The organism is Metabacillus schmidteae, from assembly GCF_903166545.1.
GTDB lineage: Bacteria > Bacillota > Bacilli > Bacillales > Bacillaceae > Metabacillus > Metabacillus schmidteae.
In genome coordinates, this window is sequence record NZ_CAESCH010000001.1 from 2,687,048 (window position 1) to 2,699,650 (window position 12,603).

The 12,603-nt window shown below is 32.1% G+C and carries 13 protein-coding genes; 9 read left to right on the forward strand and 4 right to left on the reverse strand.

Features of this window, described 5'->3' with window-relative positions; all coding sequences use genetic code 11:
• Nucleotides 1–72: 72 nt before the first annotated feature.
• On the reverse strand, nucleotides 73–1,170 hold the full coding sequence (locus HWV59_RS12870) for a GerAB/ArcD/ProY family transporter (RefSeq protein ID WP_235991829.1): 1,098 nt from the start codon (nucleotides 1,168–1,170) through the stop codon (nucleotides 73–75).
• Nucleotides 1,171–1,353: 183 nt separating this feature from the next.
• Here HWV59_RS12870 and HWV59_RS12875 point away from each other — a divergent pair, with 183 nt between their 5' ends.
• The 4 genes from HWV59_RS12875 to HWV59_RS12890 all read left to right on the forward strand — a co-directional run bounded on the left by HWV59_RS12875 (nucleotide 1,354) and on the right by HWV59_RS12890 (nucleotide 4,184).
• On the forward strand, nucleotides 1,354–2,568 hold the full coding sequence (locus tag HWV59_RS12875) for a translocation protein TolB (RefSeq protein WP_175639042.1): 1,215 nt from the start codon (nucleotides 1,354–1,356) through the stop codon (nucleotides 2,566–2,568).
• Between the two features lie 108 nt (nucleotides 2,569–2,676).
• Nucleotides 2,677–3,120 (forward strand): SRPBCC family protein, encoded by a 444-nt coding sequence (locus HWV59_RS12880; protein ID WP_175639043.1) that lies wholly within the window; start codon nucleotides 2,677–2,679, stop codon nucleotides 3,118–3,120.
• A gap of 220 nt (nucleotides 3,121–3,340) precedes the next feature.
• Nucleotides 3,341–3,757, forward strand: a complete 417-nt coding sequence (locus HWV59_RS12885; RefSeq protein ID WP_175639044.1) for a VOC family protein — start codon at nucleotides 3,341–3,343, stop codon at nucleotides 3,755–3,757.
• 163 nt (nucleotides 3,758–3,920) lie between these two features.
• A complete protein-coding gene (locus HWV59_RS12890; RefSeq protein ID WP_175639045.1) occupies nucleotides 3,921–4,184 on the forward strand; it encodes a hypothetical protein in 264 nt (87 codons plus the stop codon).
• Nucleotides 4,185–5,353: 1,169 nt separating this feature from the next.
• On the opposite strand, the gene HWV59_RS12895 is transcribed toward HWV59_RS12890, so the two are convergent.
• Nucleotides 5,354–6,526 carry an MFS transporter gene (locus HWV59_RS12895; protein ID WP_175639046.1) on the reverse strand — a complete coding sequence of 391 codons (1,173 nt, stop codon included), beginning with the start codon at nucleotides 6,524–6,526 and terminating at the stop codon, nucleotides 5,354–5,356.
• 79 nt (nucleotides 6,527–6,605) lie between these two features.
• Between HWV59_RS12895 and yeiL the strand changes: the two genes are divergently transcribed.
• The 3 genes from yeiL (at nucleotide 6,606) to dat (ending at nucleotide 9,131) form a co-directional block, all read left to right on the forward strand.
• Nucleotides 6,606–7,277: a transcriptional regulator YeiL gene (yeiL, locus tag HWV59_RS12900; protein WP_102231483.1), complete on the forward strand. Its 672-nt coding sequence runs from the start codon at nucleotides 6,606–6,608 to the stop codon at nucleotides 7,275–7,277.
• Nucleotides 7,278–7,371: 94 nt separating this feature from the next.
• Nucleotides 7,372–8,217 carry an aldo/keto reductase gene (locus tag HWV59_RS12905; RefSeq protein ID WP_102231482.1) on the forward strand — a complete coding sequence of 282 codons (846 nt, stop codon included), beginning with the start codon at nucleotides 7,372–7,374 and terminating at the stop codon, nucleotides 8,215–8,217.
• A gap of 68 nt (nucleotides 8,218–8,285) precedes the next feature.
• Entirely contained in the window at nucleotides 8,286–9,131 is an 846-nt protein-coding gene (gene dat, locus HWV59_RS12910; protein ID WP_102231481.1) for a D-amino-acid transaminase, read from the forward strand.
• A gap of 92 nt (nucleotides 9,132–9,223) precedes the next feature.
• On the opposite strand, the gene spoIIP is transcribed toward dat, so the two are convergent.
• Nucleotides 9,224–10,183 carry a stage II sporulation protein P gene (gene spoIIP, locus HWV59_RS12915; RefSeq protein ID WP_175639047.1) on the reverse strand — a complete coding sequence of 320 codons (960 nt, stop codon included), beginning with the start codon at nucleotides 10,181–10,183 and terminating at the stop codon, nucleotides 9,224–9,226.
• Nucleotides 10,173–10,712, reverse strand: a complete 540-nt coding sequence (locus tag HWV59_RS12920) for an RNA polymerase sigma factor (RefSeq protein WP_235991724.1) — start codon at nucleotides 10,710–10,712, stop codon at nucleotides 10,173–10,175. The genes spoIIP and HWV59_RS12920 overlap by 11 nt, the downstream gene beginning before the upstream one ends.
• 310 nt (nucleotides 10,713–11,022) lie before the next feature.
• Between HWV59_RS12920 and HWV59_RS12925 the strand changes: the two genes are divergently transcribed.
• On the forward strand, nucleotides 11,023–11,559 hold the full coding sequence (locus HWV59_RS12925; protein WP_175639049.1) for an RNA polymerase sigma factor: 537 nt from the start codon (nucleotides 11,023–11,025) through the stop codon (nucleotides 11,557–11,559).
• Nucleotides 11,531–12,223: a hypothetical protein gene (locus HWV59_RS12930; protein WP_175639050.1), complete on the forward strand. Its 693-nt coding sequence runs from the start codon at nucleotides 11,531–11,533 to the stop codon at nucleotides 12,221–12,223. Before HWV59_RS12925 ends, HWV59_RS12930 begins: the two co-directional genes overlap by 29 nt.
• Nucleotides 12,224–12,603 lie beyond the last annotated feature (380 nt).

Below are 12,603 nucleotides of genomic sequence, written 5' to 3' on the forward strand. Positions count from 1 at the left end.
CGATCCTCCAATTATTAAGACGCTTGGTACGACACCGGCTTCATATAATGATTGTAAAGTCAGCATAAGAATTCACCTTTTCAATTTTTGATTATTTGTTTTAGATTTTAGCCAAGTCAGCATCAAAATGAGAATTGGCAATGAACCGAAAATGCCGTGCAAATAATTTGTATTAAATTCGAAGCCGATCCACCGGTGAAAGGAAATATTTTCAAAGTAAGTGACTGAATAAACAATAAGACCTAACCCCATTATAATGGTCAACCACTTCTTATTAGTCCACTTAAATAACGTTGAGACTGCCAATACTGAAGCGTAAAAGTTAAGGACAGTTTTGTAAAAGCCTCCAATAAAGATGACAATAACCCCAATAATATCTAGATTTGTAACGATGTCAGCAATATTAATATCAAATAGGACGCGTAACAATGGAATCTCAGCTTTTGCAGCTAATTCGGGACCCAACATTGTAATAATCATCAAATTTGTCAGAATTAAAATGACACCTGTTATACAAATAACAAGTAATGCAATTTTACGAATTGATTCCTTTTTATTGATCATATGCCAATATAATAGAAATACAACGCTTTCTCCAAATGGAAAATTAACTACCGGTAAGACTTCTTTTAATACAGGTTTTATCCCATTCTCTAAAACAGGAAGTATTTCTTGAAGATCAAGTGCTCCAGAAATACTCGCTAAAAAATAGGTTGTGAACAAAAAGATGATAAGAACTGGCATTAAGATCTCACCTGTTCTTGCTATTACCTCAAATCCCAAAGTAATCATATAGATAGAAGTAAACATAAAAACACCTAATATCACTAGTTGTGGTGTATTCACAAGAAAAGTCGTCCGAATAATTTCGCCAAATTCATAGAAATTAAAACTTGCACTTGAAAAAAAGTACAAAGCATAAAGGAGAATAAGGGGAACAGATAGCCATTTTCCTAATAAAATTTGTAAAATTTCTACTAGGTTTTTATCTGGATATTGCTTTTGAAGCTCTGTAAAAATCCATACTAATCCTAAGCTAATCATTGTTGCAATTAATATCACAATCCAAGCATCTTGCTTTGCTCCAATACCTAATGCAAACAAAGTTGTACTCCCAACTTCGTATAATAACATTAAAGAAAATAATTGACTTTTTGTGATTTTTTCCATACTTTTCAACCTTTTATCTTCCAACATTCAACTTTTAACTAGTATAGCCAAAAAATGATCATTTAAATATTGAGCACCTCTAGTATTTTAGTGATTTTTTGTATGAGGCAATGTGATTTTTAAGATAGTAGGAACGAATCTCCTCCCTAGATTAGGACAATCTAAAAATAGGAGGGATATGTGATGCTATTTAGAGTTTTATTACTATTCATGTTGAACTGCTTACTATTTTCAACGATTGCAAGTGCTGAAGTACCATTAACAGCTGCATTTATTCGTGATCATCAACTTTGGATTAAAACAGGGGATCAAGAATATCAACTTACGAAAGGACGCTTTTTTCACTCTCCAAAATGGTCTCATGATGGTCGGTTTATCGCTTATGTTGACGGTAATATGAAAGAAAAATCAAATTTATTCATTTATGATAGAAAAGAGAAAGAAAACTACAAGCCTTATGTAACGATTGAAACAACAGATTTTAAATGGTCACCAATCAGTAATCAATTAGCCTATACTTCAGGTGGTGTTTTAAATGTTACAAAGTTTAAAGATGGTCGTCCACATGGATTTGAAAATGTCTCTTTAGGTGTTAGTGCTTTTGAATGGTTTCCAAATGGGAAAGAATTTATCGTTTCCTCACAAGCCAATTTATTACCGACAGGTTGGGGACCTGTACAAATTTTTAGAATTCCAAAAGATGCAAATCTCGATAATAAAAAAATGATGCCTTTTTATACAATTGATACAAAAATACCTGACTTATTTGCTATTTATGTTGACTATTTTAAATGGAGCTATGATGGGAAATGGGTTAGTTTTATAGCTGTTCCTACAGCATCCTGGGCAATGGATAGTAATACATTAGGTGTGTTATCAAAACAAGGAACCCAATTTCAAACAGTGGGGAAAATGCTAAGCTATGAAGATTGGGTGAAATGGTCTCCATCTGCCAATCAGTTAGCTTACATTTCGGGTGAAGGTAGATTTTTTGTAGAGAACAAGAACACCACGATCAAAGATATGCCTGTATCTAACCAACAAAAAGAATACACACCTAAGGGCTATGTTGACCTAGATTTGGAGTGGTTCTCTTCAAGTAAGATCATTGTGGCTCGTGCTAAAGAAAACAAAGACTGGGAAGAAGGACCGGTTCCAACGATGTTTACATCCCTTTATATGATCGATATAAAAAATAAAGATCAGAATCAAATAACTTTCCCAACTAATAGAGAGATTGATGAAGATCCGCAGGTGATAGGATCTTATCTAACATGGATTCGTAAAAGAGATGAAGAATCAAAAGGGAATGTTTGGGTAAAAGAAGGGCTCAATGGCACTGATCATATTTGGATAAGAAATGTAGATTCAGCGCCAGTGTTTTTTTCCAATAACTAAACAGGAAGTTTTAAAAAAAGGGATTGAAAGTAATTGAAGAATAATTTATAACTGGATCCAAGGAAAGTAAAGAATATAAAAAATGAAAACAAGAAAAGGTGTGTTTTAATGAATAAAGAAGTAACAGCAAAAATGAAAATACATAAACCAACTAATGTGGTATTTGAAGCAATAGTAGATCCGGAAAAAATCGGAAAATTTTGGTTTTCTTCTAGTTCTGAAAGATGGGAGCAAGGGAAGAGGGTTATATTAAAATATGATGAATATAACGCTGAAGGAGCAATAAATATATTAGAGCTCAAGGAAAATAAGAAAATTGTTTTTTCTTGGGGTGAGGAACACAATGAAGAAACAGTTGTAACAATCACACTAAAAAAATCTGATAATGGAAGTACAATTGTTGAAGTTGCCGAATCCGGATTTAAAGAAGAAGACCCTGAAGTAGTTAACAAAATGATGGGACAAAAAGAAGGCTGGGTATATATGCTTTCTTGTTTAAAATGCTATCTTGAAAACGATATTAATAACATGAGAGCATCCTTAATCCATTAATAATCAATCTGAAAATTAAAAAAATAAAAATTTCGTAATAGAGAATAATTATTAAAGGAATCTAAGTATGAGAGTCGAATACTGTAAATAGAAAAGTTAGGGATAGGGGTCCAATTATCATTTAGAAACTTTAATTCTTTTTCGTTTATTATTTTGAATCTATCTAACTTTTATTGATCGTGCACTTTGCTCATCATAATCTTACCTTGAGGTGATAAAAATGGCATTTCAGTCAAAGAATATCTTTATCAATCTACCAGTGAAAGATGTAAAAAAGGCAACCAACTTCTTCTGTTCGCTAGGTTTTGAATTCAACGCCCAATTCACCACCGACGACACAGCAAGTATGATTATCAATGACAATATCTTTGCCTTGATCATGACTGAGAATCGTTTTAAAGAGTTTAGTAAGAAGGAAATCGTGGACACCAGCACTTCTGCTGAAGCAATTTTATGTTTATCGGCTGATAGTAGAGACCAAGTTGATGAGTTGGTAAATAAGGCAATAGCTTCCGGTGGTAAAATCTTAAATGACCCTCAAGATCATGGATTTATGTATGGATGGGGTTTTCAAGACTTGGACGGTCACATTTGGGAAGTCGTTTATATTGATGAAAGTGCTATGAATCAAGGGTAAATATTAATATAGATGCTATTTAGAATGACTTTTTAGAGTGATGATGTCTTAATAGATATCATCTTTTTTTAGATAGATCAAGAATAATTTCAACTGTAAAATTGTGTACACCAAAGAAACATTAGAGTAAGTTGTGTAAAAAAATATAGGATAGGTGTGTAGAATGGGGAAAATTGATAAAAGGAACCATTTAGACGAAACTCCTTTTAGTTATCGCGTCAATAAAGATAAGACCATATTTTTAGAGTATTATGGTAGACAAGTGAAAATCTTAAAAGGGAAAGAAGCTGAGAAGTTTTTAAGGAAAGTTAACCAAGCTGAAAATGAAAAAGATGTACAATTAGTGATGGCGAAGATAACAGGTAATTTTAAAAGGGGTAATGAGAAGGAAGCAAAAGTTAAAGGAAAAGATAATAACAGCAAATAAAATATATAGCAATAACTATACTAAAACACAATTAAAGACTTTGCCATGAAATTACTTGCCTTAGGTTTAGTATAAATTTTAAAAAATATATCCGAAATCTCAATATTATGTGGAGTATTATTTAAAGATCTGAAAACATTCCAAACGAGAATAACATCTTTAGATTTTTAAGCGTTTACAGAAAAGGGCCGTTCTATTAAATTTTTTAACAATAATAGAATTTGGTTGATATCAAAAACAGTTTTGTTATAGTTATAGATTTCTTTGCGTATGCTTTTTAATAAAAAAAAGTGAATAAAGCATACGCAAAAAGAAATATGTATGCTTTTACAAAGCCAGCCTTAATAACCATACACAAAATCCAAAAAAAGGAAAAACGGATCTAGGATTAGCAAAATATGTAAACATTAACCATTTCTGTATCATTTATAAGATGAAAAGTAAAATAAGTATACATAAAAAAGAAATATGAATGTTTTTACAAAGCCAGACCTTAAAAAACCATACGATAAAACCAAAAAAAGGAAGAAATGAACTCAAAATCGATAAAAATTGTAAGTGTTAACCATTTCTGTATCATTATTAAATGAAAAAGTAAAAAAAGCATACGTAAAAAAGAAATATGAATGTTTTTACAAAGTCAGACCTTTTAAAACCATTCGATAAAACCAAAAAAAAGGAAGAAATGAACTCAAAATCGATAAAAATTGCAATTATTAACCATTTCTGTATCATTTATAAGATGTGAAAGTAAAAAAAGCATTCGTAAAATAAGGCATCTCAAAAGTCTTTGTTCTTAAACAATCTAAGCGCTTATCTTGAATAAAGGAGAACTGATCGTTTACCTGACTGATATGGGTTATGAAGTAGGTTTTCTTGAACTATAAGCTATTTTGCCCAACTATTTTCCAACAGTGAGAAGCAACCCTGACATAGATATTCAGTAGTGACAGATAGGAAGTAATTAGTTTAAGAGGAGATGTTTTGCAAGGTAAGCTAACTTAGTATGATAGAGATATTATCACTTAATATAATTGAAAACAGCCCTTATTTATTCAAAGTAAGGGCTGTTATGGTTAATTATTATTTATAGTTTAGTTATTAGCTATATATTTTAATCAAATGCTTTTTAAAAAGTTTTAATAATTATAGTTACGTTTCTAAAAAAGCTATATAGCAACTTCTTCTTGTTTTTTGAGTTCAACCCTTCTATAAAAAAATGTGAGAGCAAGTGCTGGAATGGTGCTTAAAACCATACCAATAAAAGCAAACCTTGGCTCAATTTCGTATAAATAGCTACCGAAAATCGTAAATACGGCCGTGCTCCAACTAAGTGCTAATGCTGAGTATAACCCTTGTGCTTTTGGAATCTGTCTATTTGGGATATTTTTTATTAAGTATTTCATAAAAGCATAATGAGCCATCGCGAATGAACATGCATGGAATAATTGTGAAAAACTAAACAAAATTACATTTGGAAAAGTGAACACAATGATCCAACGAATTGTTGATCCCAATGCCGCTAATGTCAGTAAGGAGCCTACTGAATGTTTTTGAAAAAGCTTATCTGCGATTGAAAAGAATATGATTTCTGCTAGTACGGCAATGTTAATGATAAAGCCGATGAGATATTTTGGTGCATGAATTTCTTGTAAATAAATATAACCATAGTTGTAATAGGAAGCATGGGCAGCTTGCAGTAAAATGACAATGATGAGTACTACTCCAAAGTGCTTGCTGCGAAACAGATCTATCATACTACTTTTTATTGCAGAATCCTTCTGAGGCTTTTCTAATAAAACTTTGGGAGCTTCCAGAAAACCAAGAATCAGAAATATTACTATTCCTACTAACAATGCCCATAATATAACTTCATCACCAAAAGAGCCGGTAAAGAATGTTAAGGTCATACCTGCCGCGACAAAGCCAATGGAGCCCCATAATCTACTCTTCCCATAGTTTTTTAATTGCTTACGTTGCAAAAGTACGCCAGCTGTACTATCTAAAGCAGGCATCAAAGTTGGGTAAAAAATATGCAATAGCAAGGTTGCAATAAGTAAGCTTGTAAACGAATTTGCAGGAATACAGCAAAGAAGAGCAACAAGTGTGCCGATTGCCGTAGTATTTAAAATTGCTTTATTACTTAGCTTTTCTGAGAGGAACGGGAAAATAAATAATGTAGAAATACCTCTCACAGCAAGTCCTAAACTCATGATTAAACCTGCCTGTGAAATCGTCATTCCCTTTGCATTAATCATCCATCCTGTCCAATATGGAAGAAAGATCCCCCATGTTACAAAAAAACTAAAATATTGTCTGCTCATCCAGTGTTGTGTATTCATTTTATCTCTCTCCTTTGTAAGGATGATATAATAACAATGCATAACATAATAGGAGATATCTCATATTTTGGGGTGAAAAATGGAAATTTATAAAAATGAGAAAAAACAAAGATATATGATGGAACATTCTATTGCCCATTTATTTTCTTTCCCAATAGAAGAATTTATTGAAGTCCATGAATATGAACGGGATGAATGGATGATTCAGGAAGGAAAAAGGCCATTTTATTTATTTTATGTTATTGAAGGTAAAGCCAAAATATATGTCACACATCAGAATGGAAAAGTTTCTTTAATTAATTTTATCAATGAAAATGATTACATAGGAGAAATGGAATTATTACATGAAGTCTATTATACAAAAGGGATTCAGGCTTCTACAAAGACAATATGTTTTGCCATTCCTTTTCATAGCTGTCGGGAAAAATTATTAGAAGATGTGGTGTTTTTAAGGGAATTAACAAAATTTTTAAGTATGAAAGCAACAAAAATGGCGGCTAAGTATTCACAAAGTTTATCCTTTCCACTCGAAAATCGATTGGCAGAATTTATCTTGCAAACTTCTGACGATGGTATTTATAAGGAGAAACATGTCACTGTTTGTGAGTTCTTAGGTGTATCCTATCGGCACCTTATGCATGTGTTGGCACAATTTTGCCAAAAAGGATATTTACATAAGGAAGGACGGCAATATCGTATAATTCAGCATCATTCACTTTATGAACTTGCCGAAATGTTGTGGAATAATTAAAAAATAAATAGGTTTTTTGAAGTATTCAGAACGCTTTATTCATGAAATGCATTCTAAATTATGGTAATCTAATCTACGAAGGGAGAGGGTGTAAATGGGCAATTCAATTCCTGAAAGTACATTACATGATGGGCTAAGGATACCTGTTGTTGGTTTAGGTACATATAATTTAAAAGGTAATCAAGGTGTTCAATCTATCCAATATGGGGTTGATCAATTAGGGTATCGGCTACTTGATTCTGCTTATAATTATGAAAACGAAGGTACAGTGGGGGAAGCGGTTAGACGAAGCTCAATTTCGAGAGATGAATTAATCATTACATCTAAGCTGCCGGGAAGATATCAAGAGTATGAGAAAGCTATGATCGCAGTTCATGAGTCGTTATATCGTGCAAATTTAGATTATTATGATATCTACCTGATTCATTGGCCAAATCCTAAGCAAAATCACTATGTAGAGGCATGGCAGGCTCTAATTGATGCCAAAAAACAAGGTCTTATCCGTTCAATTGGTGTTTGTAATTTTCTGCCTGAGCATATCGAACGTCTTGAACAGGAAACAGGTGTAAAACCAAGTTTAAATCAAATCGAATTACACCCATTTTTTAATCAATCCGAACTAGTAAAATGGCACAAGAAGAATCATGTCGCTACACAGTCTTGGAGTCCATTAGCTCGTGCAAATGATATTTTAGAAAAGAGCTCATTACAACAAATTGCAGAGAGTCATAGAAAGTCTGTTTCACAAATAATATTACGTTGGCATTATCAACTAGGTGCCATTTCCATTCCTAAATCTGCATCACCTGAAAGACAACTTGAAAACATATCTATATTTGATTTTAATCTTGAAGAAGAAGAAATGGCTATGATCTCATCATTGTCTCGACCAGATGGTAGATTAAAAAATCAAGACCCTGCTACATATGAAGAATTTTAAAAAAGAAAGAATGGCACATTTCGAATGCAGAGATGTGCTTTTAACTTACAAAGGAGAAATGGATAGAGATGAAGAAATTTTTAGTGAATGATACGTTTATTGATGAAAAAGAAGTTCAGCTATCGATCTATGACCGTGGTTATCAATTTGGTGATGGAGTATATGAAGTTATTCGGTTTTATGATGGGAAATATTTTAAATTGAAAGAGCATTTAATCCGGTATATTGAAAGTGCAGAAAAAATTGATATCGATACAGAATTTGATTTGGAGCAGCTTGAGATGCTGTTTAATGAACTTTTGGAGCAGAACTCTATAGAAAATGGCTATGTGTATACACAATTAACGAGAGGGAATGCACCAAGAAGTCATATTTATAATAAAGAGGAATTAAAGCCTCAACTTATAGCATATGTGGAAGCAGCAACGAGACCGATCAGCCTCATGCAAAGTGGTGCAACAGCTATCTTACATGAAGATGAAAGATGGACAAAGTGTGATATTAAAAGCTTAAATTTACTTGGTAGTGTATTAGCTAAAACAAAAGCCCACAAAGAAGGTGCATTTGAAGCAATACTACATAGAGGAGATATCGTGACAGAAGGCAGTGTTTCAAATGTATTTGTCTATAAAAATAATAAACTGTATACTTCTCCGGCAGATAATTTTATATTAAATGGTATTACTAGATTAACGATTCTTGATATTGCAAAGGAATTGGGAGTAGATGTTGAAGAAACGTCCATAACAGTAGATTTTTTATTGTCCAGTGATGAGGTGTTTACATCAGCAACCGTATCAGAAATTACACCGATTATTGAAATTAAGGATAAGGGGCTAATTGGAAGTGGAAAACCTGGTGAAGTGACAAAATTGATACAAGCAAAATACGATGAAAAAATTAAACAGCTTTAATCATCTTTAATCCTGATGTAACGATTCTTTCGTCGGGCTTATTTTTAAAAGTGGTATGAAGACTCCCGACCTTTTGGAAGGGAGTCAACTTGTTATAGTTCATTTAGGACATCTTTAATAACCTCAGATAATATTTCGATTGATCGATATTCTTCTTCTAACGTATTTTCTACACCGCCAACCTCAATCAATAATGACTGACCAAACAAATCTTGATTGTAGTTCTGGTTCTCAAAAGTTCCATCATTATATGGTTCTTTGATAAAAACGCCTCTAAGTAAACCAGGATATTTTTCTTCAATTTTCATCCCAACTAAGTCAGCAATTCTCTTATTTTCTTTAAACTTCTTACTATTCTTTGAAACAACAAGTGAAATTCTACCAACATCCTGACCGTTAATTGTATAGGTTGTATCACTTCTTATTTGAGAATCTCTGTGTATATCAATAACCAACTTTATGTTTTCATATTTATTTAGTGCACTTTGAACAATTTCACCTGACACTTCATATGATTTTGAAAAACTCCAGCCTTTTTCTTTTAGAATGCTATTAATATCTGCGTCATTGTGTAATGCAGGAACATTTTTTTCATTTAAAAACTGAGAAAGTTTCTTTCCAACGGCTGTTATATTTTCATTATGATCATTTGAAGCATATGGAATGGTTTCTCCAGTAAATGAACGAAATGATTCAGTATTATGAGTATGATAGATAAATACTTCAGGTTTAGTGCTTTTGCTGCCAAGATCAGTTATTGGTTTATTTTCAATAGAAGGACCTTTAATACTATTTATATTGATTGCAGAAGAAAGATGATTGAAACTGGTTGAGATGAATTGAGTTCCTCCCAAAAAAAAGATCCAATAAATCATTAATACGGAAGCAAGAGTACTACTTATATAATAAGACTTTTTCATAAACTTACGTCTGGAATCCATTTTTCTTGCTTGTTTCATCAAGTTATTTCGTGTTTTGTTTATAAATTCATTATTAGGGGTTAAGTCTGATGAGTTTTTCAGTTCGTGAAATAAATCTTCCTCAGTTCGCATTGTTAAAAACCTCCTCTGGAGCGATATGTAATTTCTTTCTTAACATATTTATGGCTCTGTGGAAATCTACTTTTACTTTTGATTCTTTACATCCTAAAATTTCGGCAGTTTCTTTAACTGTATACTCGTTGATAGCCCTAAGAATGATTACTGAGCGATAATTAGGCTTTAACTTTAAAATGGCCTCGTATAATAATTTTATATCTTCTTGTAGTTCAATTGTTTCATAGGGAGATTTCTGGTTAGAAGGTATACCTTTAAAAAATGTGTCTTTAAATATGGAAGAAAACTTCTTTTTTCTTAGTTGATCTATAGCAGCATATTTTGCGATTGAAATAATCCACGTTTTGATAGAGCCTTGATGATGGTAATTATGATAAGACTTTAGAACACGCATAAAAACTTCCTGAGTAAGATCTTCGGCATCGTTTTGATTTCCAGTAAAACATATTAAAAATCTGTAAACATCTTGATAATAAAGTCCATATAACTCACTAATGATGTTTTCGAGGTTGCCGGATTGTCTCAACTTGTACCCTCCTTTTTGTGTGGTCATTTATTAATCGTTTGACTTTAAAAAAGGTTACAGATTTACCATTTGTTTTTTGGTGAAATAATAAAGTTGATTTTTTTTATAATTATAACAGTTTAACTTCAGTTCATAATTTAACATTCAGTTATGGATGAATGTTCTGTTGGTGTTTATATAATTGTTATTATATGGTATTTTAAAAAGGTGCAAAATTTTGGAAGTAATAGTCATAATTAATAAATTAAGAGTTAATAGTGTAACGTTATTAGAAACGTCTCACTTAAAGGTTATTCCTGGAGGTTTTTTAATGAAATGTACAGACGAAGATGAATTCATGTGGTGGTATGAAGAATATAGTATTTCCCTTTTTAAATACATATTTTCTATGGTACAAGAACCGCAAACGGCAGAAGATATCCTACAAGATACATTTTTAAAGGCATATCAATACCAGATACATATAAATGATAAAGATAAGGTCAAAAACTTCCTGTATAGGATTGCTCACAATACAACAATGGATTTCTTCAGAAAAGAATCAAAGATTAAAAGATTGCTAAATGGACTTTCTAATGAGAATCATGTATATCCATCTGCAGAAGAGATTGTTGAAGTGAAAGAAGAAAGTAAACGATTGCTAGATGCCCTAAAAAGATTAAAGGCGTCACATAGAGAAGTGATCCTTTTAAGAAAGGTTCATGGATTCACAATAAAGGAAACAGCTCAAGTTTTAAATTGGACTGAATCAAAGGTCAAGACAACATTACACAGAGCAAACAAAAGTCTTGAAAAGTTATTGTTAAAGGAGGACGACTATGAAGAAATCACGTCTTTCACTAGATGATAAATTTTGTAAGATAAATGAAGAAATTGAATGGAGCAACTATAGAAAAGAATTGCTTAAAACCGAGATTCAACGCCAAATTTCTCGTCAATCATATCAGCTTCATAAAGAAAATAGGCAAAGAAAGATAAGAATGACACTTGCTGGTGTATGTTTATGTCTCATAAGTTTTCTAGTGCTTGCACCATATCTAAATGCTGAATTTCCAATTCAAACTAGTCAAGAAATTAGTGATAAAGCCCTTGAAGAGGTTGTAACCTCATACAGAAACCATATCTCAGCATTTAATAAAGGTGATTATGATACATATCTTGAAACTTTAGGAAAGAAAAGCTCTATCACTTTGACTGAAGAAGAATCGTTGAATATGACAGCTCCCCAAAAAGGACCTATAGTGATTGAAAAACTTACGCCACTATATTCCGATCATAAAACGGTTATCTTATATTCAGTTGAGGATGTAGCAGTTGAAGCGGAAAAAACATATAAAAGATATTTATATATTAAATACCATAAAGAAGAATCAAAATGGATTATCAATGAGAAAAACATTTTTAAACAGTATAAATACAATGAAGGAACCAAAACATTGCAATACGATTTATCAAAAGAAGTAAAACAGTCGTTAAAAGATGAATATGGAATTGATTTGAAGGTTGAGTAGCTTGTTGCAAGTTTGAACAAATTTATTGAGGTGATTTCATTGGAGGATAAGAAGGACGAACGTGAAAAAAGTAAAATTGAAACTGATGATGGTTGGAACAGAACCCTTTATGGGAGCCCCACAATAGGAGGCTTTATTGTTGTCGGAGTAATAATTTTGTACTTATTATTCCGCTGATAATTGGGGAATTAGAGGAGGAAAGCAGGCATCTAGTATTGGGATTAATTTTGACTTAGAAGTGTAATCTATATACTAATTAATAAGTAGTACCTTTTAAATTTATAAATACTCTATAAAACAACTGTTGAGGTAGTTTTATAGAGTATTTTTTGTTTATACGCTATAAGCGATAGGTTTTATGTAGGCAAGAAACAAATTTA

Bases quoted from the DNA above. Each gene is read 5' to 3' on its own strand.
- HWV59_RS12870 (WP_235991829.1), bottom strand. From the start codon at position 1,170: ATGGAAAAAATCACAAAAAGTCAATTATTTTCTTTAATGTTATTATAC.
- HWV59_RS12875 (WP_175639042.1), top strand. From the start codon at position 1,354: ATGCTATTTAGAGTTTTATTACTATTCATGTTGAACTGCTTACTATTT.
- HWV59_RS12880 (WP_175639043.1), top strand. From the start codon at position 2,677: ATGAATAAAGAAGTAACAGCAAAAATGAAAATACATAAACCAACTAAT.
- HWV59_RS12885 (WP_175639044.1), top strand. From the start codon at position 3,341: ATGGCATTTCAGTCAAAGAATATCTTTATCAATCTACCAGTGAAAGAT.
- HWV59_RS12890 (WP_175639045.1), top strand. From the start codon at position 3,921: ATGGGGAAAATTGATAAAAGGAACCATTTAGACGAAACTCCTTTTAGT.
- HWV59_RS12895 (WP_175639046.1), bottom strand. From the start codon at position 6,526: ATGAATACACAACACTGGATGAGCAGACAATATTTTAGTTTTTTTGTA.
- yeiL (WP_102231483.1), top strand. From the start codon at position 6,606: ATGGAAATTTATAAAAATGAGAAAAAACAAAGATATATGATGGAACAT.
- HWV59_RS12905 (WP_102231482.1), top strand. From the start codon at position 7,372: ATGGGCAATTCAATTCCTGAAAGTACATTACATGATGGGCTAAGGATA.
- dat (WP_102231481.1), top strand. From the start codon at position 8,286: ATGAAGAAATTTTTAGTGAATGATACGTTTATTGATGAAAAAGAAGTT.
- spoIIP (WP_175639047.1), bottom strand. From the start codon at position 10,183: ATGCGAACTGAGGAAGATTTATTTCACGAACTGAAAAACTCATCAGAC.
- HWV59_RS12925 (WP_175639049.1), top strand. From the start codon at position 11,023: ATGAAATGTACAGACGAAGATGAATTCATGTGGTGGTATGAAGAATAT.
- HWV59_RS12930 (WP_175639050.1), top strand. From the start codon at position 11,531: ATGAAGAAATCACGTCTTTCACTAGATGATAAATTTTGTAAGATAAAT.